Genomic DNA, 23,398 nt, shown 5'->3' with positions numbered 1-23,398 from the left:
CATCAATGGATCAGCACTTGTCCTTGCGGCCCATCAGCTTGCCCAGGCGCGAGGCTTCCTCGCACTTTGGTGCGGCCACCGGCGCGGGTGCCGCTGCGGCGGCGCGCGCGCGCTGCAACTGCTGGATCTTCGCGCGGATCTGCGGCATGGCCGCCATTGCGGCCTTCTCGCCTTCCAGGATCGCGGTGCCGCGCTGGCTGAAATCGGCGGCGCCGATGTCCAGTACCTTCGGACGGATGACGATGTCGGCGCGCGCCAGCTCCTGCTCGCCCAGGCGCTGGCCCATGATCGAGATGGACTGGTTGACGATGCCCAGCATGTCCGTCGGTGCCTTGCCGCTGGCCTTGCTGGAGATGTCCACGGCGATCACGAAGTCGGCGCCGAGCTGGCGCGCGGCATCCACCGGCACCGGGCTGACCACGCCGCCGTCGATGTAATTGCGGCCGCCGATCTTCACCGGCTCGAACACACCGGGGATGCTGCTCGACGCGCGCACCGCCTGGCCGACGTTGCCGCGCACGAAGATCGCGCGCTCGCCCGTTTCCAGCTGGGTGGCAACGGCGGCGAACGGTTTCTTCAGGCGCTCGGCGGGACGGTTGGCGACCTGCTCGTTGACGTAGTCCTGCAGCTTCTGGCCCTGCACCAGGCCACCGGAGAACAGGCGTACGTCGCGGATGCTGGCTTCGTCCAGCGCGACTGCCTTGCTCTGCATCTGGAAGGCGTCCATGCCGCTGGCATACAGCGCACCGACCACGCTGCCGGCGCTGGTGCCGGAGACCACGGCCGGCTCGAAGCCGTTGGCTTCCAGCATCTTGATCACGCCGATGTGCGCGAAGCCCTTGGCCGCGCCGCCACCGAGGGCGATGCCGATCCTGATCGGCTTGGCCTGCGGCACCACGGTCGGCGCCGGCGGCGGCGTGGGGCGGACCGGGTCGCCACCGCAGCCGGCCAGCAGGCCGATCAGGGCGACGGACAGCAGCATGCGGGGGCGGAACAGGCTCATCGGCAGTGCGCTCGCGGCGCTGGATTCAGGAAAGGGCGCCAGCATACCGAAGCCGTGGCGGGGCGGGCAGGGTGGGGGGAACTCCCTATTCAGCAAAAAAACGTGAATCGCTTCTGGTGGGTGCGGACCTTGGTCCGCACAAATGCCTGGTCGCGCGCTGAAGGAATGTGCCAACCAAGGTTGGCACCTACCAAATGAGTGGGTCAGAACCGGTTGTCACCATCCAGCATCCGGCCCAGGCCGCCCAGCACCGAGCCTTCGCCGCGGCTCTGGCCGCCGCCCTGCGGTGCGGCCATCCACATGCGGCCGGCCAGGCGCGAGAACGGCAGCGACTGCAGCCAGACCTTGCCGGGGCCGGTCAGCGTGGCCAGGAACACGCCTTCGCCGCCGAACAGCATGCTCTTGATGCCGGCCACCCGGCGCACGTCCATGTCCACGCTGGAGTGATAGGCCACCACGCAGCCGGTATCCACGTCCAGGCGCTCGCCGGCGGCCAGCTCGCGCTCGATCACGCAGCCGCCGGCGTGGATGAACACCCAGCCGTCGCCTTCCAGCTTCTGCATGATGAAGCCCTCGCCGCCGAACAGGCCGGTCATGATCCTGCGCTGGAACTGCACGCCGATCTGCACGCCGCGCGCGCCGGCCAGGAAGCTGTCCTTCTGGCAGATCAGGCGGCCGCCGTGCTGGTCCAGTTTCATCGCCAGCACCGTGCCGGGGTAGGGCGCGGCGAAGGCGACCTTGCCCTTGCCATGCCCGCTCTGGGTGTAGACGGTGGCGAACAGGCTCTCGCCGGTCAGCACACGGCGGCCGGCGGCCATCACCTTGCCCATGAAGCCGCCCTGGTCACCGTTGGCAGCGCCAAACACCGTGTCCATCTGCACCGTGGCGTCCTTGAACATCAAGGCGCCGGCCTCGGCGATGGCGCTCTCGCCGGGGTCGAGCTCGATCTCCACGAACTGCATTTCATGGCCGACGATGCGGAACTCGATGTCGTCGGCGCGGCCGCCGGCGCCGGCGGGGACCGGGACCGGCGGCGGCGTGTTGGGCATGCCCGGGGCTGGAGCCTGCAGCTCGGCCACCTCGGCGATCGGCGTCCACCCACTCATGCCCTGGCACCATGCCAGGGCGCGTGGATTGGCCTGCGCGTAGCGGCGTGCGGCCCCGTCATCAAGCGGGCCGATGCGCTCGGCCTGGGCGGAGGCATGGAAGTACCACTGGGTCATGGCGGCGGGTCCGTCGCGTGGAAACCCCGAGTCTAGCGAGCGCCCGGGGGTGCCGGCGACGGGGCCATGAACGGCGGGCATTTGCGGCGTAGGTGCTGTATTGCAACAATTATCTGGTAGCGCCGTTTTACCACCCCTCCAAACACAGCCTACCGCCATGTCCCCGACCCGCACTTCCCGTGGCCGATTTCCGGTCGCGCGCCCCCTCGTTGCCGCTCTTTCCGCCCTGCTGCCGCTGGTAGCAGCCGCCCAGGAAACCCCCGCTGCCAAGGATCCGGTTGCCCTCGACGCCCTGCAGGTGACCGCGCAGCGCCGTGTCGAGAACGCCAAGGACGTGCCGGTCGCGCTCTCCGCGATCCAGGGCGAGAAGCTGGATGTGCTCGGTTCGGCCGGCGATGACATCCGCTTCCTGGCCGCGCGCGTGCCCAGCCTCAACATCGAGTCGTCCTACGGCCGTGCCTTCCCGCGCTTCTACATCCGCGGCCTGGGCAACACCGATTTCGACCTCAATGCCTCGCAGCCGGTGTCTCTGGTGTATGACGACGTGGTGCAGGAAAGCCCGCTGCTGAAGGGCTTCCCGCTGTTCGACCTGGCCAACGTGGAAGTGCTGCGTGGTCCGCAGGGCACGCTGTTCGGCCGCAACACCCCGGCCGGCGTGGTCAAGTTCGATTCGGCGCGTCCGTCGCAGGATGCCGATGGCTACATCCGCGTCGGCTACGGCAGCTACAACAGCTGGAACGTACAGGGCGCCTACGGCGGCCCGCTGACCGATCGCTGGTCGGCACGCGTCTCGGCGATCTACCAGCGCCGCGATGACTGGGTCGACAACACCCGCGTCGGCGCTCCCAACAGTGGCTTCGAAGGCTATGACGAAGCCGCCGGCCGCGTGCAGTTCCTGTACGAAGGCGATGACTTCGAAGCGCTGTTCAACCTGCACAAGCGCAAGCTCAATGGCACCGCCCGCCTGTTCCGCGCTAACATCATCGAGAAGGGTGGCAACTCGCTGGTCGAGAACTTCGACCGCGACAAGGTGGCCAACGACGGCGTCAACTTCTCCGACCTGAAGACCTGGGGTGGCAGCGCGCGCCTGCAGTGGAACCTCGGCTCGGTGACGCTGCACTCGATCACCGGCTACGAAACCGCCGAATCGCTCAACCGGGGTGACATCGACGGTGGCTACGGCGCGGCGTTCCTTGGCGCCGGCAACTACGGCCCCGGCCTGATTCCGTTCTCGTCGGAGTCGGCTGACGGCCTGCCGCATCACCGCCAGTGGACGCAGGAAGTCCGCATCGAGTCCAACGAGTGGGGCCGCTTCGACTGGCAGGCCGGCGTCTTCTACTTCGATGAAGACGTGACCATCAACAACTTCAACTACGACTCGCTGGCCCCGGGCAATCCGCAGACCGGCCACGTGGTGCAGAACCAGCGCAACAAGGCCTGGGCGGTGTTCGCCTCGGGTGACTTCGATGTCACCGACCGCTTCAAGCTGCGTGCCGGCGTGCGCTACACCCAGGACAAGAAGGACTTCAGCGCCAGCGTGCTGCAGGCCGTTCCGTTCGGCACCCCGGTCAGTGGCCCGTACCTGGCCAACACCGACGTCAACGACGTCAGCTGGGACCTCAGCGGCGTCTACAAGCTGACCGACGACATCAACGCCTATGCCCGTGTGGCCAAGGGCTTCCGCGCGCCGTCGATCCAGGGCCGCCTGGCCTTCGCGCCAGGCCTGTCGCAGGCCGATTCGGAGAAGGTGATCTCGTACGAGGCCGGCATCAAGGCCGACCTGTTCGAGCGCCGCGCGCGCCTGGGCCTGAGCGTGTTCCGCTACAACGTCGATGGCCAGCAGCTGATCGCGGTGGGCGGCAGCAACAACACCGCCACCCTGCTCAACGCCGACAAGACCATCGGCCAGGGCGTCGAGCTGGACCTGGAGGCCTACCTGGCCGACAACGTCCTGCTGACCTTCGGCAGCAGCTACAACGACACCGAGATCAAGGACAAGAACCTGGCGGTGGCGATCTGCGGCGGTGGCTGCACCATCACCGACCCGACCACGGTGATCAACGGCCAGACCTATGCGCTGGTGAACGGCAACCCGCTGCCGCAGGCGCCGAAGTGGATCCACAACGCGACCCTGCGCGTGGGCTTCCCGCTCAGCGATGGCAGCGAGCTGTACGCCTACACCGACTGGGCCTACCGCAGTGCGGTGAACTTCTTCATCTACGAGTCGCCGGAATTCCGCGGCCGCAGTTCGCTGGAAGGCGGCCTGCGCCTGGGCTACAACTGGGATTACGGCCAGTACGACGTGGCGGTGTTCGGTCGCAACCTGACCAACCAGACCCGCGTGGTCGGCGCGATCGACTTCAACAACCTGACCGGCTTCCTCAACGAGCCGCGTACCTGGGGCGTGGAGTTCACCGCGAAGTTCTGATGCGGTGGCTGCGTTGATGCAATGCAGAAGGGCCGGCGCAATGCCGGCCCTTCTGCTGTGCGGGGTCAGAGCCCTTCCCTGCGGAAAGGGATCCGACCCCGATGGGGTCGGCATTCCGCGCCGGGGTCAGATCCCTTTCCGCAGGGAAGGGCTCTGACCCCGGACCATCACTTACAGCGCGCTCTGCGGGCGGATCTTCAACACCGCATTCTCGGTGGCGCAGTCGCGGCTGGAGTGCCGACCGGCCTTGCGCGCCGCCTCGATCTCCTTGCGTGCGGCCAGCAGGTCCTTGTTGAAGGCAGCGTTGTCATGCAGGCGGGCCACGGCGGCCGCGCCCATGAAGCGGCCCTCGAGGATGTCGCTCTGCCAGTGCACGTTGCACACCAGGCGGCTCTCGCCGTAGTTGCGGCCGCGGGCCTGGATGGCATCGGCGCGGTCCGGCGCGATCTCCGACAGGATCAGGGCCCAGGCCCAGCCGATCGAGGTGTGGCCGGACGGATAGGAACCGTTCTTGCGCAGGCCGTCCTCGTCCTTCGGCGAGCAGGTCGGCTCACCGTTGACCATGAACGGGCGCGGGCGCTGGTAGTGGTTCTTGGCCGCCTTGGTGGCGGCGCTGGCGTCGATCCGGCTGCGCTCCAGCAGTCGGTACAGCGCCGGGGTCTTCACTGCATCGACGTCGATGTCGGCGGCGCAGGAGAAGTGGTTGGCGCCTTCGGGGAAGCCGAGTTCCGCATCGACGCCGGCCTGGGCGAAGCGCGGGCTGCCACGCAGCGCGCGGGCTTCACGGCTGACCTGTTCGTCCAGGGCGAGGGCGGCCGAACCGGCCGCCGGTGGTGCCGGCACCAGGTCCAGGCTGGCCGGAACCGCGCTCGTGTCCAGATAGCCCACCGCCTTGGTGGTGATGTTGGCTTCGACGGCGGTCGGCTTGCTGGCGGTGGCTGCGCAGCCAGCCAGGACCGCGACAACGGTGAGACCGAGCAGTGGGCGGGCGGTGTGGGAAATCAGCGACATGGACGGCTCCAGAGGAAAAACATCGCGTCATGATCGCAGCCCGTATGCGACACCGCAGTGGCCATCGGTCATACGGCCAGACCCGGCATGGTCATCGGGGCAGTATGAAAAACGTCATCGAGTGTCGTCAGTCTCCTGAATCCGGGCGCAGCGCACGGACTTTCACGCGCCTGCGCCGCGAGCATCGACACAACGGGGTCGAGAGGCCGTCCAGTTCCAGCCGGGTCGGGGGGATCCACTGACAGAGGGAGAGAAGCGATGCGCAGCACCGCAACAGGAAGTACCGTCCTGGCCCTGCTCCTCGGGCTGGCAACCGCCCCGGCGCAGGCCGCCGACGTGGTCGGCGTGGCCTTCGTGCATGGCACCGGCGCGCAGACCAATGCCACCCAGGACTACTGGCAGCCGGCGATCATCGACACCGTGCGCCAGGGCCTGCCGAACAGCAGCAACTACGTCGTCATCAACTGTGACTTCACCCAGTACATGTGGAAACCGGAAGCGGCCGGTTGCCTGGCCAACCAGCTGACCGGCTTCATCGACAGCCGTGGCATCACCCAGTTGGTGGTGATCACCCACTCCAACGGCGGCAATGTGATGCGCTGGATCCTGTCCAACCCGACCTACGACAGCCGCTATGCGAAGATCATCCGCACGGTGCGCAAGGTCAATGCGCTGGCTCCGTCCTCGGCCGGTACACCGCTGGCCGATGCAGTGCTCAACGGCAATACCTTCGAAACGTCGCTGGGCTGGCTGCTGGGCTACAAGAACGACGCGGTACGCCAGCAGCAGGTGGCAAGCATGGCCACCTACAACGCGCAGAACCTGTACGGCACGGCCGGTCGCCCGGCGCTGCCCAAACCGTTCCGTGCGGTGGTCGGCAGCGATGTGGAATCGGCGGTGTGGGACAGCAACAGTTACTGCGGTGGCTACGCCGCCAATGTCGGCCTGGAGTTCACCCAGAACTGGCTGTCGTCCTGCTCCGATGGCTTCCTGGAGTGCAGCAGCCAGAAGGCTGCCGGCACCACCTGGTTCACCGACAAGGCACGCACCCAGGGCGCCGAACCACTCAGCCACAACCAGAGCCGGCGCGAGTGCTTCGGCCTCGGCACCCTGCTGCGCAACGACCTGAACCAGTGAGGGAGATGACCATGACGAACCATTCCACCCTGCTGGCCAGTGCTTTGCTGGCCGTGCTGTCCCTTTCCGCAGCGCAGGCCGCGCAGCCGCTGCAGGCCGCCCGCGCGGGCGATCAGGTGCCTGCCGCACTGGTGGCCGCGCCGCTGCCCGCCGATGAAAGCGAGCACGCGCCGCTGTCCTTTGCCTGGGCGCTGGACCCGGCACAACCGCTGCAGGCGGCCACGCCGTATGCCTCGGTCAGCCGCAGCTACTGGCAGCAGGTCGATGGCACGCAGCTGCAACGCGGCCTGGACCTGCCGCTGACGGCGCCCGATGCGGTGATCCAGCTGAGCCCGGCCGCAGGTGCCCGCGCGCTGCCGGCCAACACCCTGCAGGTGCGCGACCCGGCCGGCCGCAGCAGCGTGGCCCGCAGTGTCGATGCGCGCGCGCTGCAGGATGCCGGCATGCCGGTGAGTGATGGCAGCAGCATGCTGCGCACCGGCGCGACCAGTTCGGCCGGTGCGTACACGCTGCAGAGCACGCAGGCGCAGGGCCGCTATGTGGTGCAGGTGCTTGAGCCGAACAGCCCGCTGCGGCTGGAAGTGCAGGCCAACCAGGCGCAGGTGCTGGCTGGTGGCAACGTGCAGCTGCAGGCACGCCTGCTGGAAGACGGCGCCACCACCGCGCAGCTGGCATCGCGCCGTGGCGGCCTGGGCGGTGAAGCCCTGCTGGTCGCACCGGATGGCCGCAGCTGGCCGCAGCGCCTGCTGCGCACCACCGACGGCAGCCTGCGCGCGCAGGTGCGCATCCCCGCCGATCTCGGCAGCGTGCAGGGGCTGTGGGAACTGCAGGTGTTCGCCCAGGCCGATGGCGTGCTGCGCGACGGCAAGGTGGCTTTCGCGGTGGCACGGCCGACCGCGCGCTTCAGTGGCCAGGCGGCACCGGACCCGTCCAGCCGCCAGGTGGCACTGCCGCTGCAGGTGGCCGCCGCTGGCCGCTACGAAGCACGCGGCACGCTGTACGCCACGGCCCGCGATGGCCAGTTGAAGCCGGTCGCGCAGGCACATGCGGCGGCGTGGTTCGATGGCCCCGGTGCAGGCCAGCTGGTGCTGCCGTTCGACCAGGCCGCATTGCCGGCCGGTTTCGGTGCGCCGTACGAACTGCGCGACCTGCAGCTGCAGGACCAGAGCCGGATGGCACCGATCGAGTCGCGCGCGCTGGCGTTGCGGTTCTGAGCACGGCGGTGGCGGGCCGGGATATCCGGCCCGCTGCATTGCATCCTGTAGAGCCGAGCCGATGCCCGGCTGCTGTTTGTCGTGATCAGGAGCAGCCGAGCATCGGCTCGGCTCTACAGTGGCATGTCGATCACCCCGCGTACGCGGTCAGCCGGCCTTCCTGCTCGCATACGGTGATCGCGCCGCCGAACACCGCCGACAGCGGTTCGTTGCGCAGCAGCTCGGCGCGGGTGCCGTCGGCCAGTACGCGACCATCGCGCAGCAGCACCACGCGCTCGATCTCGGGAATGATCTCTTCGATGTGGTGGGTCACCAGCACCAGGGTGATGCCCTGCTGCGCCAGCACCCGCATGGTCGCCACCAGCTGCTCGCGGGCGACCAGGTCCAGCCCGGTGGAGGGTTCGTCCAGCAGCAGTGCCTGCGGTCGATTGACCAGCGCGCGGGCGATCAGCACGCGGCGGGTCTCGCCGGCCGACAGCTCGGCATAGGCGCGCTCGCGCAGCGTCAGGGCGCCGGTCATCGCCAGCGTTTCACCGACGCGTGCACGCATGTCGGCGGTCACCTCGCGGAAGGCCGGCACCACGTAGCTGGCGAAGAAGCCGGACAGCACCGCCTGTTCCACGGTCAGGCCGGGCATGTCGGCCAGGTTGCTGCTGAGGTCGCCGGTGACGATGCCCAGCTGCGAGCGCAGCCGGTCCACCTGCCAGCGGTTCTGGCCCAGCACCTTCACCGCCACCGTGCCGTCGCCCTGCGCCAGTGGATACAGTTCGCGGGTGATCAGCTTGATGAAGGTGGATTTGCCGCAGCCGTTGGGGCCGAGCAGGGCGGTGTGCTGGCCCTGCGCGATGCGCAGGCTGAGCCCGTGCAGCACCTTCACCTGGCCGCGCACCACGGTGGCGCGGTCCAGTTCGATCAAGGGGGGCAGCTCCGCGACGGGCGGGGCGGCGGTCATGGCGCTGGCGCGTGGATCAAGGCTCGACAACTCAGGTCCCCAACTGTGAACGGTGCCACGGATGGCGATGCGATACATCGCCGCAGGGATGCAGTTTGCAACGCAAGCGGCCATCATGTCTGCCATCCCCGCGTCGATCCGGAGAGCCGTCATGCCTGATGCCCTGATGTCCCTGTTGACCGGTGGTGTGCTCGGCCTGGGGTGGTGGGCCATGCTGGCAGTGCTGCTGGTCTTCACCCAGATCACCATCTTCTCGGTGACCCTGTACCTGCACCGCAGCCAGGCCCATCGCGGGGTCGATTTCCACCCGGCGCTGGCCCACGTGTTCCGTTTCTGGCTGTGGCTGACCACCTCGATGATCACCCGCGAGTGGGTGGCCATCCATCGCAAGCACCACGCCAAGGTGGAGACCGAGGACGACCCGCACAGCCCGGTCACCCGCGGCATCGGCAGGGTGTTCTGGCACGGCGTGGAGCTGTACCGGGAGGCACGCGGCATGCGCGCGGACATCGAACAGTACGGGCGCGGTACCCCGGACGATGCGATCGAGCGCCACCTGTATACCCCGCACGCCACGCTGGGCCCGATGCTGCTGCTGGTGATCAACAGCGTGCTGTTCGGCCTGCCCGGCGTGGCCCTGTGGGCGATCCAGATGGCATGGATCCCGTTCTGGGCGGCCGGCGTGGTCAACGGCCTGGGCCACTGGTGGGGCTACCGCAACTACGAGTCTGCCGATACCTCCACCAATCTCACGCCGTGGGGGTTCTGGATCGGTGGCGAGGAGCTGCACAACAACCACCATGCCTTCCCCAGCTCGGCGCGCTTCGCGATGCGGCGCTGGGAATTCGACATCGGCTGGAGTGCGATCCGCCTGCTGCAGGCGCTGCGCCTGGCCAAGGTGCTGCGGGTGGCACCGGCCATGGACGTGCGTCCGAACATCGCCGTGCCCGATGCCGAGACCCTTAAGGCGCTGCTGTCGCATCGCTTCCAGGCGATGACCGACTACCAGCGCAATGTGTTCATGCCGGCCCTGCGCGAGGAAGCCGCCCAGGCCGGAGCCAAGCTGCGCCGCCTGCTGCCGCGCCGGCTGCGCCGTGGACTGGTCAACGATGGTCGCTGGCTGAAGCCGGACAGCCGTGCCCAGCTCAGCGCATGGGTGGCACAGCGCCCGCGCATCCGCACCCTGGTTGAGTACCGCGCGCGGCTGGCGGCGTTGCTGGAAGCCCGAGGCCACGATGCCGCCGAGCGCCTGCACCAGTTGCAGGCGTGGTGCCGCGAGGCCGAGGAAAGCGGTATCGCGGCGTTGCAGGCCTACGCCGCACGCTTGAAGGGCTACAGCCTGGTGGGCGCGTGAGGGCAGGGTACGGGCTTCTGCTGGCGGCACTGCTGCCGGGCGCGGCGCTGGCCCAGGTCACCGACACCGCCAGCTATCTGCAGCGGATGGACAGCGATGGCGACGGCAGGGTCAGCGAGGCCGAGTACGTGCAGTGGATGCTGTATGCCTTCGACCGCATGGACCGCAACGGTGATGGTGTGCTGACGGCCGAGGAGCTGCCCGGTGGCAAGGGCAGGGCGATCAGCCGCGAGCAGCAGCGGCAGGTGATCGTGCAGCGCTTCCACAAGCAGGATGCCAACGGTGATGGTTTCCTGGATGCGCGCGAACTGGCGGCGCCTCCGCGCTAAAGATTCCCGGCGTGCTGCCGATGGTGGGTTCGACGCGATCCCGGGTACCGGTCGATCCGCACGGGTAAGGCGATCTGGCATGTCGACCGCGATGGGTCGCGGTAGGGGGAAGGACATGGAAGGGAGTGCGGTGCCATTGCGATGATCGATGCCGAACGGAATCGCCTGCACTGGCCCGACACGACCCAAGGATCCCCCATGAAATCGAACCCACCCCTGCTGGCGGCCGCGCTGCTCGGCAGCCTCGTCATCGCCTCGCCTGTGCTGGCCAATGAGCCACCCCCGACCGCCCCGTCCGACACGGCGACGGCTGCAGACGTTCCCGCCGCTGATGCCGGCGTTGTCGCCGCCGTGGCGGAGCTGCCTGCCTGGGAAAGCCGGGTGCCGGTGAGCGTGAAGCTGCAGATGGGCGCGGATGGCCAGCCAGTCGGCGACAAGACGCTGCGCCTGGTGCAGCGTTCCACCACCGGCAAGCTGGTGGCCGCGCAGGTTGCCGTGTCATTGTTTTCCGGCACGCTCGGCGGCAGCTCGTTCAAGAAGGACCAGCTGAAGGGAACCCGGGTGGAGACCGTTCCGAACCCGGCCTTCGGTTACCTGCAGGACCAGGTGCGCATGCGCCTGGCCGAGTACTTCACCGCGCATCCGGGCGCTGTGCCGGCAGAGGTACGGCCGGTGCAGATCACCGCCGATGGCTTCACCCTGATCTACAAGGAACTGGGCGATGCCGATACCCAGTACGAGCTGCGCCAGACCCAGCACGTCGGCTTCCCGTATACCCGCAAGCTGTTGCGCCTGGTCGGTGGCGAAGGCGTGCAGTGCCAGGTCGACGCACCGGTGGCCGCACCCCTGGAAGCCTGGCAGGCCGACGACTATGCGTTGGTCAAGCAGACGGCCGAGCGCTACAGCGACCAGTGCCTGGCCCGGTTCGTGGAAACGCTGCCGTCGCTGTTCCCGGACCGTCCCGCCGCTGCGGCACCGGTTCCGGCGGAGCCTGTGCGCGCCGGCCAGGGCGCCTGACACCGGTCGATGCCGGGGATCATTCCTCGGCATCGACGGCCAGGTGCCGGCCGCAGAGCGGGGATAGAATCCCTGCATGCCTGAACTGCCCGAAGTCGAAACCACCCGCCGCGGCCTGGCGCCGCACCTGCAGGGCCGCCGCGTGCATGGCGTGATCCTGCGCCGCGCCGACCTGCGCTGGCCGATTCCACCGGAAGTGGCCGAGCTGCTGCCGGGGCAGCGCATCGAGGACATCCGCCGGCGCGCCAAGTACCTGCTGCTGGATACCGCCATCGGCAGCGCGGTGCTGCACCTGGGCATGTCCGGCAGCCTGCGCGTGCTGCCCGGTGACACACCGCTGCGCGCCCACGACCATGTGGATATCAGTCTGGACAACGGCCGCCTGCTGCGCTTCAACGACCCGCGCCGATTCGGCAGCCTGCTCTGGCAGCCCGCCGGTGAGATCCACCCGCTGCTGCAGGGGCTGGGCCCGGAGCCACTGGACGAGGGATTCGACGGCGACTACCTGTTTGCGCGCAGCCGTGGCCGCAGTGCGCCGGTGAAGACCTTCCTGATGGACCAGGCGGTGGTGGTGGGCGTGGGCAACATCTACGCCGCCGAGAGCCTGTTCAAGGCCGGCATCAGTCCGCTGCGCGAGGCTGGGAAGATCTCGCGCGAACGCTACCAGCGGCTGGCCGACGCGGTGAAGGAGATCCTGGGCTATGCCATCACCCGTGGCGGCACCACCCTGCGCGATTTCATCAGCCCCGATGGCGCGCCGGGCTACTTCGAACAGGAACTGCTGGTGTACGGCCGTGACGGGCTGCCCTGCCCGAACTGTGGCCGCGCGCTGAAGCACGCCACCATCGGCCAGCGCGCCAGCGTCTGGTGCAGCCACTGCCAGCGCTGAGCCGGCAGCCAGCGGCAGCTGAACGGGCAGGGCGCGTCTCCGCTGCCCGTTAACGTTTGTCTGCCTATGATGGCCGACCTTCCTCCCTGTGCCTGACGCGCCTGCATGCAACGACGCGACTTCATCCGCAATGCCTCCCTCGCCCTGGCTGCATTCGGCCTGCCGTCCCTGCCCGCGTGCGCGGCCAGCAGGAGCGGCCAGATGGGCCTGCGCCGCCTCGGCCAGCCGCAACCGTTCGACTTCGCTACCCTGAAGGGCCAGGCGCGCGCGCTGGCGCAGGCGCCCTACAAGAGCCACAAGCGGGTGCTGCCGGGCCGTCTGGAAGGACTGGACTGGGACCAGTACCAGTCGATCGGCTACCGCCAGGACCATGCGCTGTGGGCCGACCAGCCCGGCAAGTTCCAGGCCAAGTTCTTCCACCTGGGCCTGTACTTCCATTCGCCGGTGCGCATGTTCGACGTGGTCGACGGCAAGGCGCAGGAACTGGCCTATGACGGCGCGGCGTTCAACTACGGCAAGAGCGGCATCAAGGATGGCGAGCTGCCGGCCGACCTCGGCTTCGCCGGCTTCCGCCTGAACACCCGCAAGGACACTGACCGCGACTTCGCCGCCTTCCTCGGCGCCAGCTACTTCCGCGCGGTCGGCAAGGAAGGCCAGTACGGCCAGTCCGCGCGCGGCCTGGCGATCGACACCGGGATGGGCAAGCCGGAGGAATTCCCGGATTTCATCGCCTACTACCTGGAACAGCCATCGGCTGATTCGGACACGATCGTGGTCTACGGCCTGCTGGATTCACCCAGCGTGGCTGGCGCCTATCGCTTCGCGATCACCAATGGCGACGTGCTGCTGATGGACATCGACAGCGCGCTGTACCCGCGCAAGCCGATCGAGCGGCTCGGCATCGCACCGTGCACCAGCATGTACCAGGTGGGCGAGAACGACCGCCGCATGGCATGGGACTGGCGCCCGGAGATCCACGATACCGATGGCCTGTCGCTGTGGACCGGCGCTGGCGAATGGATCTGGCGGCCGCTGCTGAACCCGCGCAACCTGCGCTTCAACATGTTCGTGGACCGCAACCCGCGCGGCTTCGGCCTGCTGCAGCGCGACCGCAACTTCGACCATTACCAGGACGACGGCGTGTTCTACGAGAAGCGCCCGTGCCTGTGGGTGGAGCCGAAGGGCGAATGGGGCGAGGGCTCGGTGCAGCTGGTGGAGATTCCCACCGTGGACGAGACGTTCGACAACATCGTGGCGTTCTGGAACCCGAAGGATAAGCCGCAGCCGGGCCAGGAGCTGCTGGTCGGCTACCGCCTGTACTGGGGCGCCGAACCGCCGGCGCGCCCGCCGCTGGCGCACTGCGTGGCCAGCCGCACCGGCCTGGGCGGTGTGGTCGGCAAGAAGCGCGAGTACTTCAGCTGGCGCTTCGCGGTGGACTTCGAAGGGGGCGAGCTGGCCAGCCTGATCGACAAGGGTGAGGTCGAGGCGGTGGTGGAAGCCAGCCGTGGCCGGGTCGAGATCGTGTCGGCGCGCCCGCTGCGCGAGATCAACGGCTATCGCGCGATGTTCGACCTGGTGCCGCCGGAAGGCAGTACCGAGCAGATCGACATCCGCCTGTTCCTGCGCAGTGGCGGCAAGACGCTTACGGAAACCTGGCTGTACCAGTACACCCCGCCGCCGGCGGGTGCGCCGGAGCGCACGCTGTACTAAGAGGGGGTTGGGTTTGCAGGGCTTGCAGCCCTGCACCTGCAGACATCAACGTCAACGTCAACGTCAAAAGCGGGCATTCCGTGGGACGGCGGGGTGGGTCCGGTGGCGGGAGACGCCGTAAACCCGTCCCTGGGGGCTTGGTCGCGGCATCCATGCCGCGAACACTCCCGCCACCGGACCCACCCCGCCTTCGACAGATCGCCGCGATCTGTCGGAATTGCTCATGGGGTCAGATCCGTTTTACGAAGGAAAACGGATCTGACCCCGGAATTTCATTCGATATCTGACAGATGTGTCGACCAAGGTCGACACCTACCAACAGCCGCGGCCATCTGTCAGAGGTGGGGCGGTGTCGGAGTGCGGGGTGTCAGCCGCATGGATGCGGCTGCCAAGCTTGCAGGGACGTACTTGCAGCGTCCCCGCACTCCGACACCGCCCCGCCATCCCACGGAATGCCCGCTGTTGCCGTTGCTGTTGTCTCTGCAGGTGCAGGGCTGCAAGCCCTGCAAAAGAACACCCCTTACAGCGGCAGCGGCGCCTGCGCCGGGTCGATCCGCCCTTCGCCGCGGGTGATCTTCTTGAACTCCGCACGGCTGACCGACACGTAGCGCTCGTTGCCACCGATCTCCACCTGCGGGCCATCCTGCACGGCGTGGCCATGCTCGTCCACGCGCACGGTCATGGTCGCCTTCTTGCCGCTGTGGCAGATGGTCTTGATCTCCTGCATCTCGTCGGCCCAGGCCAGCAGGTACTGGCTGCCTTCGAACAGCTCGCCGCGGAAGTCGGTACGCAGGCCGTAGCACAGCACCGGAATTCGTAGCTGGTCGACTACCTCGCTGAGCTGCCAGACCTGGGCCCGGGTCAGGAACTGCGCCTCGTCCACCAGCACGCAGCCCATCGGCCCGTTCGTCGCCAGATCCTGCTCCACCCAGCGCTGCAGGTCGGTATCGCGGTCGAAGGCCATGCCATCGGCGCGCAGGCCGATCCGCGAGGCGACCACGCCGGCGCCGGCGCGGTCGTCCAGGCGTGGGGTCAGGATCGCCACCCGCATGCCGCGCTCGCGGTAGTTGTGTGCGCTCTGCAGCAGAGTGGTGGTCTTGCCGGCGTTCATCGCCGAGTAGTAGAAGTAGAGCTTGGCCATCGGCCAATTCTAGTCGCCCCCCGGCCCGCCGTCGCGGATCTGCTGCGGCGCACCGATCTCGATGCTGGGCGCAAGCGCTGGCCGCCAGTAGTTGTCCTGCAGGCACCAGTAGTCGGGGGCCTTCCAGTAGTCGTTGTCGTAGACGATGTTGCCTGGCGTTGCGATGCCCTGCTCGTCGCCGCGGCGCCGCACGACGACCAGGGCCGAGCTCACGTAGCCGACGCGGCTGCCGGTGATCTGCCGGCGCCCGTCGCTGAGCGCCCGTTCCATGCGGGGCTTGGCTACGCGGTCGCCATAGTCGGCGTATACCTGTTGGCCGCGCTCGATCGCCTGTGCCTGCTGCAGCGGATCAAGGCGTGCCCAGTAGTGTTCCCGCAGGACCAGGAAGTCGTGGTACATGCGCTCGGCGGCCAGGTCCATCCAGATGTAGGCCATCACCGGGTCCGGCGCAGTGCCGATACCCTCCTGGTACAGCCTTGCCACCATTGCCTGGGAGAACTTGTCGGCGTAGCGTGCCGAGCGTTTGTAGTAGACCAGGGCCCTGGCGGGCTGTTTATCCTGTTCGGCCCGTTGGGCCATGCTTCGCCAGAAGAGGTCCGGGTGCGAATCGAAAAACCCTCCGGTCAGGACGGTGGGCGGAATCCGTCGCGGGGCCTCAACCGGACATTCCTTTGCGGCGACGGCAGCGGCCGTCGACAGAAGCAGCAACAGGCAGAGTGGAGCGTGTTTCGCCTTCATGATGGCCCTCCTGGCCATGGCCATGGAAAAAAACCAACGTCATCGCCCCGACTTCGCCAACGCCTCGTCCTGCCATTGCCGGTAGGCCACCGGATCCCAGTAACGGGCCAGCTGGTGCTTCTCCGGTTGCAGCACGCGCGGCCCGGCATCGCCGCGGCCCTGGCTGCGCATGGCGCCGCTCCAGCCGGCGCGGCTGCCGGTCTGCTGCATGCTGCCGGCGCGCAGTTCGCGTTCCAGCCGCGGTGTGGCGGCGGGGTCACCGAACTCGGCGTACAGCGCGCGGCCCTCGCGCACCGCGCGCTCGCGTTCGTCGGCGGACAGCGCCTCCCAGAAGCGTTCGCGCTGCACCACCAGCCACTCGGTGCCGCGCTCGGCCGCCAGGTCCATCCACGCGTAGCCCAGGGCGCGGTCAGCCGGGCCGCCTTGCCCGTTCCAGAGCATGTCGGCCAGCGCTGCCTGTGACAGCTTGTCGCCGTAGCGCGCGGCATTGCGGAAGTCGATGCGGGCTTCTTCGTGGCGGCCCCGTTCGCGGGCCTGCATGCCGAGCCCACGGAAGCGCAGGTCCGGATGGTAGATGAGGAACTCGTGCGACTGCAGCACGATCGCTTCATAGGCATCCGTGCGCGGCGGCGGGCCGGACCCGGCCGCAGGCTGGGCCAGCAGGCCGAGCAGGGCGGCCGCAAGCGGACGGGCGATGACAGTCGGGGACATGGACCACGCTCCTGTGTTCCGGTGCCGATTCAATACCTTACGGGCGGGCGCCATGCAAGTCAGGTGGGCCTGCCGGCACCCCGCTACAATCCTGTCCCCATGCACGGTCTGAATCCTCCCCAAGCTGCCGCGGTCCTGCACGTCGAAGGCCCGTTGCTGGTGCTCGCCGGCGCCGGCAGCGGCAAGACGCGCGTGATCGTGGAGAAGATTGCCCACCTGATCGGCTGTGGCCGCTACCCGGCCCGCCGCATCGCCGCGATCACCTTCACCAACAAGTCGGCCAAGGAAATGCGCGAGCGCGTGGCCAAGCGCCTGCGCGAGCAGGACGCCGACGAGGTGACCATCTGTACCTTCCATGCGCTGGGCCTGAAGTTCCTGCAGATCGAACATGCCGCCGTGGGCCTGAAGCGCGGTTTCTCGATCTTCGATGCCGATGATGCCGCCGCGCAGATCAAGGACCTGATGTACGGCGCCAAGCCCGATGACATCGAGGACATGAAGAACCTGGTGTCGCGCGCGAAGAACGCTGGCCTGTCGCCCGAACAGGCGATGGCCGCCGCGCGCAGCAACCGCGAGAAGGAAGCGGCCAGCGTCTACGAGCGCTACCAGCTGCGGCTGACCGCGTTCAATGCGGTCGACTTCGACGACCTGATCCGCCTGCCGGTGCAGATCCTGGAAGAGAACCCGGAAATCGCGCTGGCCTGGCGCGAGCGCATCGGCTACCTGCTGGTGGACGAATGCCAGGACACCAACGACGCGCAGTACCGCCTGCTCAAGCAGCTGGCCGGCGAGAAGGGCAATTTCACCTGCGTGGGCGACGATGACCAGTCGATCTACGCCTGGCGCGGCGCCAACCCGGAAAACCTGCAGCAGATGGGGCGTGATTACCCCGCGCTGGAAATCATCAAGCTGGAGCAGAACTACCGCTGCTCCAACCGCGTGCTGCGTGCGGCCAATGCGCTGATCGCCAACAACCCGCACGAGCACCTGAAGAAGCTGTGGAGCGACCAGGCTGACGGCGAGCGCATCCGCGTGTGGGAATGCCGCAACAGCGAACACGAAGCAGAGAAGGTCGCTGCGGAGATTGCCTTCGTGGCGCAGTCGCGCAACGTGCCGTGGAGCGACTTCTGCATCCTGTTCCGCGGCAACTTCCAGTCGCGCCCGCTGGAAAAAGCGCTGCAGCTGCTGCGCATCCCCTACCACCTGACCGGCGGCACGATGTTCCTGGAGCGCCAGGAAGTGAAGGACACGCTGGCCTGGCTGCGCCTGCTGGTGAACCCGGACGACGACACCGCGTTCATGCGTGCGGTGCAGTCACCCAAGCGCGATGTCGGTGCCGGCACGCTGGCCAGGCTGGCCGAACTGGCGCAGGAAAAGGACATGCCGATGGCGCAGGCCGCCGAGGCGATCGGCGCCCTGCAGCAGTTGCCGCCGCGTGCGGCCAACAGCCTGGCGCGCTTCACCGACATCCTGCGCGACCTGCGTGCGCAGATGCGCCAGGTCAGTTCCGGCGACATGATCCGCAAGGTCGCCAAGGAGTCCGGCCTGCTCAGCGAACTTCGCCAGCAGGCCAAGGAAGAAGCCAGTTACCAGCGCCGTGCCAACAACATCGAGGAACTGGCGCAGTGGTTCGAGGGCGGCCCGCGCGGTGCCACTGCGGCTGACCTGGCCGGACAGCTGGCACTGCTGTCGCGCAGCGACAAGGACGAAGGCGGCAACCAGGTGCGCATGATGACCATGCATGCCTCCAAGGGCCTGGAGTTCCCGTACGTGTTCATCGTCGGCTGCGAGGACGGCGTGCTGCCGCACCAGGTCAGCCTGGACGAGGGCAACCTGCAGGAAGAACGTCGCCTGCTGTACGTGGGCATCACCCGCGCCAAGATCCAGCTGTGGATGAGTTACAGCAAGCTCACGCGCAAGTTCGGCGAGCACGTGCGGCTGAAGCCGAGCCGGTTCTTCGATGAGATCCCGGCCGAGGAGATCCAGCGCGATGGTGCGGACCCGGTGGCCGATGCGGCGCGGAAGAAGGAGCGGGCGAGTGCCGGGTTGGCGGCGATCGAGGCGTTGTTCGACTAAGTGGAGTCTGAACACTCCTCCCGATCCATCAAAACAGGCTCCGGCCCGCCAGCAAGCACCTGTTCCAGGTAGTCCAATGGATGCATCTGTCGTTGCAGCAGCGCCCGTAACTGCAGAACGTCGGGCGCTCGCTGTTTCGCATCCAGTGAAGCCCGCAGCAGCAAATGCTGCGAGCGCCTATCCAGCCACAGCACTGGAACGTCTCTGCAGTGAATCCGGAAAGCGCCGTCTGCATGTCGTTCGACGAGCTGGAAGCCCTGCCTCGGCCGTGCCTTCACGAACTGGACCGCTTGGCGACGCAGCTGCGAATAGCGCACGCCAGAGAGGCTCTGGAACGCGAGAGGCGAGGGTATGGACGGTACCCACCACTGGCGCGGTACCGCAATCGCTGGGGCGAGGCACAGCGCCATCGCCATCCAAGGGTGCCACACCACTCAGCCCTCCGGCTGCAGGCGCGTGCTGGCGTGCGCGGTGAGTCCCAGCCCGGCCATGATCAGACCTTCCATGACCCGCGGGCCGACGTACTGCTCCAGTTCGCCGTTCTCGCGGGCGCGCTGCGCGGCCAGCAGGATCTCCAGCACGCGCAGGCCCGCCAACGAACAGTCGGTGTCGGCCAGGGCCAATCGTCGGCCGGGCATCTGATGCCGTTCCGGCCAGGGTTGGCCATCGGAAGCAGTGCCGGAGCCGATGCTGTGCAGCAGGGCAATGAGGGTGCTCGGATCCAGCGCCGGCCCGTCCGCGGGCACGTCGTGGACTGGGTGCGGGGCAGGGGAGTGGGGCTAGGTCATGGCTGGGCTCCTTGCGTGCAGGCAGAAGCCGCCACCGATAAAGGTGGCGGACGATGCATGGTTCGAAACCCCGTGTGTGGATGACCGGGCAGGCTCTAGGCCTCCACGCATCGCCCGCCATAGCCGGCCGACGGATTGCCAGCCGGCACCGCACGAGGCGGTGCCGGCTGGCAACGTGCAAACAACATCCACACAACCGGGGTTTCGAATCCCGACCACCAGTGCTCGGTGGCACGGCAAGGAATACGCGGACCTATGCGTGATGCCAATGCAGTAGGGCCGATGCCGTCATCACTTTCAACATTTTCAGAATCGTTGCATATGGTGTAACGGGGCCGGAGCCCAGCGCTGCAAGGCTATCGGCGATGTTGGTAGTGGATGCCAGCGGACTGTCGACATCCGCCCGGCGGGTTCATAAACGAGGCGGATGCGACAGGGGCGCCGGAGACTGTTTGGTCTCAGCACCTCTTCAGCGCGGCTTTGATCAGCTCCAGCCATGCGGCATGTCAGGATGTAGGGATCGTCGCCCAATGGCGAGCTGACCGCCTGCTCGAGCAGGAGTGGGCGTGGGGTCGGGTGCCATCGGTGGCGACCTGTCATGACGCGTCAGTTAATGAGCTCAAGTCCTATGGTGAGCTATCTGATGGGGTGGTGCTGATGAAAAGGGTTTCACTCCGATATCGCTGGCGATTTTAGAAGAGCCTCAACCTCCCGATCTTGCCGTATCACCCGGATGAGCAGGCCAAATACGCTTGGTGTCGTTTTTGGCACGTCGGTTTGCGGAAGTGTGGCAGGAAATTCGATGAATCGTGACTTTCTCACGAGATCGCCTCGGAATAGCTTGAGAGGATTTTTCACTTCTGGCTGCGGCCAATCCGCAGGAGATTGCCGTAGCTCCTGATCGGAAAATTAGTGGGTCATTACAGCCCCGCTCAATACAGGTTTGACAACGCGAAGCTGTAGGCGTAGTTCTTTGCTCAATCAGCAGCTGATTTCCCTTTCACTCGTTATCCAAGGATGTAGCGAAGATGATTTCTGCCAAGGACAGGCGGGAGGAAAAATCCCCCCGTAGTAATTATCTTAATTCGCGACTTTGCTCGATCATCACGGGCGCAGCGCTCACGTTGGGGGCTGGGTTCCACGCTTCGGCGCAAGATGGGCTCTTCAATTACCAAGAATATGAGAAGCGGATAAAGAGCACGCAGTCGCTCGCCGCTATCTCTACCGATGAGGTCTTTGGCGATCGGACTTCAGGCTTCGACGGTAGTACGGAGTTCTTCATTGAGGACGTGTCCATTCCCGGCAACTTTGACCTTCCTGTGAGCGTCGCTCGACGCTTTTCGGTGGAGGCGACTAACCGAGGATTTCGCGATAGCGAGACGAAGGGTCTGACAGTGTTCGATGATTGGGAAATCGTCGTGCCTTATGTGTCGGGCGTGTGGACCAAAGGCGCTGGATGGATCACGGGTGACCAAGGGGCTCAGACCACGCAGCGTTGTTCGGTCAACACCGCGCCCTTGCTGCTGGAGACCTGGGGCTACACCGACATCGGCTTTGGCATCGATGTGAAGTGGAGTGGCGGAAACGGCGAGGAGCTTCTGATTGCCGATGACCCGTCCTATGCCTCTGCGCCAGGCCTTGAGGCACCCAAGTGGATGACAGCGTCCAGAGCGCGATTCACTTGTCTGTCTGCAACGCGCAACGGATACCCAGGCGAGGCGTTCGTGGGGCATACGCCCGATGGCAAGAAGTACTTCTTTGACTGGGGAGCGGAAAAGCCCTACGCCACAGCTAAGGCCGGGAGTCGCATGATGGCGCGTAAGCGCGTCTACCTTCTGGCATCGCGTGTTGAGGATCGTTATGGGAACTGGGTTTCTTATAGTTACGACGGGTACCGGCTCACCAGGATTGAGTCCAGCGATGGACGCCGGATTGACCTGAGCTACGATGGCGACGGCCGGGTGACCACAGTCACGGCCAATGGGCGAGTTTGGCGGTATGCCTATGTGGGCGATACGGAGGGAAATGACGGCGGCTTGTCCCAGGTGACACTCCCGGATGGCTCTGCTTGGACCTACAGTCATCGCGGGCGGCTTCAATCAAGCCTTCCTTTGCGTGGCGGTGACGATGGGGGCGGGTGCGAGATCCGCGCGGGCAATGCCCCTCCACCCACGCAGATGACGGTAACCTCTCCGTCAGGTGCTCAAGGCATCTTCGACTTTGAAATGGAGCTGTTTATCCGCTCTGATCCTTGCAACGGACTCCTTCCGTCGCATTACGATGCATGGTCCTTGAAGAAGCGCAGCATCATGGGGCCCGGACTGCCTTCGATGGTGAGTACGCGAAGCTACAACCTGCAGTTGCCGGGAGATGGGCGCTGGTCCAGTCTGACCAAGCCGGATGGCACGCAGATTCGCGAACGCTATGGCGCAGATCCGGGCTTGAACGAACGAAAGCTCCTCCAAAAGCAGATTCTGGATGCGGCCGGCAAGGTGCAACGTGATGAGCTAAGCACCTACACCTTTGGTTCCGAGACAGGTCCGTTTACCGTCCGGGTAGGGCGGTCAATTGGACTACAGTCAGGTCAGTTCTTGGCGGGCACGCTGAGTGCGCTGAGCGAGAGCCAATTCAGTCAGGATGGCGATACCTATCGCGTGGTCTACAGCGACTTCAATCGCAATGCCCGTCCAGCACGCGTGACTTACAGTGGCCCTTCCGGATCCAAGGACGAGATACGCGAGCATCTTGATACGCCGAACCCTTGGGTCTTGGATCAGGTGTTGAGCGTCAAGGAGGTTGCGTCCGGGAAGGTCACCACGCGATATAGCTATGACGCCATGGCCAAGCCGAATGCCGTCTATCGCGCTGGAGCGCTGCTGCAGAGTGTGACTTATGCCGCGGATGGCACGATTAGTACGGTGCGTGACGGAAAGGGAAATACGACCCAGATCCAGGACTGGTATCGGGGGGTACCGCGACTGGTCACCAATCCTGATGGCACCACCAACAGCATGTCGGCCGACGGAAACGGGTGGATCACCTCAACCACGGATGCGCTGCAGAGGACCACGTCCTATCAGCACGATTCGATGGGTCGCGTGAAGGAGGTCCAGCCACCGGTCGATGAGAACCAGTGGACCAAGACAACCGTCTCGTTCCAGCAGGTCGCGGCCGATGAGTACGGCCTTTCGCCGGGCCACTGGCGAGTCGATAACGCTCAAGGGGCGCGGCGTCAGGAAACCTATCTCGATGCGCTTTGGCAGCCGCTCCTGGTGCGCGAATACGATGCAAACGACATCGCGGGGACCCAACGGTGGGTCAGGAACAGCTACGACAGCGAGGGTCGCCCGATCTTCACTTCCTACCCTTCAAAGGATAGCAACGTGGCGACCGGTACCTGGACTGAGTACGACGCACTTGGGAGGAAAACTTCCTCGGCCCAGGACAGCGAGCAAGGCCTGCTGATCACGACCATTGCCTACAGCAGCAATGCTACGACTACCGTCGTTGATCCGCTCGGCCACCAGACGATCACCCGGTTCGATGCCTTTGAAGGACCTGACTATGAAAAGCCTGCGCAGATCATTCGTGCCGACGGCAGCAAAGTCAGCATAAAACGGAATGCGTTTGGCCTCACTACCGAAGTGGTCCAGTCCGCAAACTGAAACCACGTCAAG

18 protein-coding genes are annotated in these 23,398 nt (G+C 66.4%); 10 read left to right on the top strand and 8 right to left on the bottom strand.

The annotated features are described in order from the left end of the window. Positions 1 to 10: 10 nt before the first annotated feature. A complete protein-coding gene (locus AC5JLE_RS18530) occupies positions 11 to 1,003 on the bottom strand; it encodes a patatin-like phospholipase family protein (protein WP_032958418.1) in 993 nt (330 codons plus the stop codon). 203 nt (positions 1,004 to 1,206) lie between these two features. Beyond that, entirely contained in the window at positions 1,207 to 2,226 is a 1,020-nt protein-coding gene (locus AC5JLE_RS18525) for a TIGR00266 family protein (protein WP_032962348.1), read from the bottom strand. Positions 2,227 to 2,383: 157 nt separating this feature from the next. Here AC5JLE_RS18525 and AC5JLE_RS18520 point away from each other — a divergent pair, with 157 nt between their 5' ends. Then, positions 2,384 to 4,654 (top strand): TonB-dependent receptor, encoded by a 2,271-nt coding sequence (locus AC5JLE_RS18520; protein ID WP_049408885.1) that lies wholly within the window; start codon positions 2,384 to 2,386, stop codon positions 4,652 to 4,654. A gap of 171 nt (positions 4,655 to 4,825) precedes the next feature. Here the strand turns inward: AC5JLE_RS18520 and AC5JLE_RS18515 are convergent, their stop codons facing one another. Continuing rightward, a complete protein-coding gene (locus AC5JLE_RS18515; RefSeq protein ID WP_100450846.1) occupies positions 4,826 to 5,665 on the bottom strand; it encodes an acid phosphatase in 840 nt (279 codons plus the stop codon). Between the two features lie 258 nt (positions 5,666 to 5,923). Between AC5JLE_RS18515 and AC5JLE_RS18510 the strand changes: the two genes are divergently transcribed. Together AC5JLE_RS18510 and AC5JLE_RS18505 are read left to right on the top strand one after the other, a co-directional pair. Continuing rightward, positions 5,924 to 6,802 (top strand): hypothetical protein, encoded by an 879-nt coding sequence (locus AC5JLE_RS18510; protein WP_049408887.1) that lies wholly within the window; start codon positions 5,924 to 5,926, stop codon positions 6,800 to 6,802. Positions 6,803 to 6,813: 11 nt separating this feature from the next. Beyond that, a complete protein-coding gene (locus tag AC5JLE_RS18505; protein WP_046427650.1) occupies positions 6,814 to 8,016 on the top strand; it encodes a DUF4785 domain-containing protein in 1,203 nt (400 codons plus the stop codon). A gap of 130 nt (positions 8,017 to 8,146) precedes the next feature. On the opposite strand, the gene AC5JLE_RS18500 is transcribed toward AC5JLE_RS18505, so the two are convergent. Continuing rightward, positions 8,147 to 8,968, bottom strand: a complete 822-nt coding sequence (locus AC5JLE_RS18500; protein ID WP_032962356.1) for an ABC transporter ATP-binding protein — start codon at positions 8,966 to 8,968, stop codon at positions 8,147 to 8,149. A 151-nt stretch (positions 8,969 to 9,119) separates the two neighbouring features. On the opposite strand from AC5JLE_RS18500, the gene AC5JLE_RS18495 reads away from it, so the two are divergent. From AC5JLE_RS18495 to AC5JLE_RS18475, 5 genes are all read left to right on the top strand, one after another. Further along, entirely contained in the window at positions 9,120 to 10,322 is a 1,203-nt protein-coding gene (locus AC5JLE_RS18495; RefSeq protein WP_496065531.1) for a DesA family fatty acid desaturase, read from the top strand. After that, complete coding sequence (locus AC5JLE_RS18490; RefSeq protein WP_014645437.1) at positions 10,319 to 10,651, top strand: EF-hand domain-containing protein; 333 nt, start codon at positions 10,319 to 10,321, stop codon at positions 10,649 to 10,651. Before AC5JLE_RS18495 ends, AC5JLE_RS18490 begins: the two co-directional genes overlap by 4 nt. A gap of 198 nt (positions 10,652 to 10,849) precedes the next feature. Continuing rightward, the gene (locus AC5JLE_RS18485) at positions 10,850 to 11,668 is read left to right on the top strand and encodes a hypothetical protein (protein WP_197561774.1); all 819 of its coding nucleotides are present in this window, start codon (positions 10,850 to 10,852) and stop codon (positions 11,666 to 11,668) included. A 76-nt stretch (positions 11,669 to 11,744) separates the two neighbouring features. Further along, a complete protein-coding gene (gene mutM, locus AC5JLE_RS18480) occupies positions 11,745 to 12,557 on the top strand; it encodes a bifunctional DNA-formamidopyrimidine glycosylase/DNA-(apurinic or apyrimidinic site) lyase (protein ID WP_014645439.1) in 813 nt (270 codons plus the stop codon). A 105-nt stretch (positions 12,558 to 12,662) separates the two neighbouring features. Next, positions 12,663 to 14,267: an OpgD/OpgG family glucan biosynthesis protein gene (locus AC5JLE_RS18475; RefSeq protein WP_046427647.1), complete on the top strand. Its 1,605-nt coding sequence runs from the start codon at positions 12,663 to 12,665 to the stop codon at positions 14,265 to 14,267. Between the two features lie 520 nt (positions 14,268 to 14,787). Here the strand turns inward: AC5JLE_RS18475 and AC5JLE_RS18470 are convergent. The 3 genes from AC5JLE_RS18470 to AC5JLE_RS18460 are packed head-to-tail and all read right to left on the bottom strand — an operon-like array spanning position 14,788 to position 16,857. After that, positions 14,788 to 15,408, bottom strand: a complete 621-nt coding sequence (locus AC5JLE_RS18470; protein ID WP_169412586.1) for a thymidine kinase — start codon at positions 15,406 to 15,408, stop codon at positions 14,788 to 14,790. Between the two features lie 9 nt (positions 15,409 to 15,417). Then, a complete protein-coding gene (locus tag AC5JLE_RS18465; protein ID WP_496065530.1) occupies positions 15,418 to 16,146 on the bottom strand; it encodes a sel1 repeat family protein in 729 nt (242 codons plus the stop codon). 39 nt (positions 16,147 to 16,185) lie between these two features. Next, positions 16,186 to 16,857 (bottom strand): SEL1-like repeat protein, encoded by a 672-nt coding sequence (locus AC5JLE_RS18460; protein ID WP_100450850.1) that lies wholly within the window; start codon positions 16,855 to 16,857, stop codon positions 16,186 to 16,188. A gap of 99 nt (positions 16,858 to 16,956) precedes the next feature. Between AC5JLE_RS18460 and AC5JLE_RS18455 the strand changes: the two genes are divergently transcribed. Then, positions 16,957 to 18,933 (top strand): UvrD-helicase domain-containing protein, encoded by a 1,977-nt coding sequence (locus AC5JLE_RS18455; RefSeq protein ID WP_049404935.1) that lies wholly within the window; start codon positions 16,957 to 16,959, stop codon positions 18,931 to 18,933. Positions 18,934 to 19,367: 434 nt separating this feature from the next. Here AC5JLE_RS18455 and AC5JLE_RS18450 read toward each other — a convergent pair whose 3' ends face one another. After that, on the bottom strand, positions 19,368 to 19,679 hold the full coding sequence (locus tag AC5JLE_RS18450) for a hypothetical protein (RefSeq protein ID WP_496065529.1): 312 nt from the start codon (positions 19,677 to 19,679) through the stop codon (positions 19,368 to 19,370). A gap of 1,070 nt (positions 19,680 to 20,749) precedes the next feature. On the opposite strand from AC5JLE_RS18450, the gene AC5JLE_RS18445 reads away from it, so the two are divergent. Beyond that, positions 20,750 to 23,386 (top strand): RHS repeat domain-containing protein, encoded by a 2,637-nt coding sequence (locus AC5JLE_RS18445; protein ID WP_496065528.1) that lies wholly within the window; start codon positions 20,750 to 20,752, stop codon positions 23,384 to 23,386. The last annotated feature ends 12 nt before the right edge of the window (positions 23,387 to 23,398 follow it).

Source organism: Stenotrophomonas sp., from assembly GCF_059505245.1.
The sequence above is the reverse complement of the archived record's forward strand: the minus strand, read 5'-3'. Positions and strand labels throughout refer to the sequence as shown.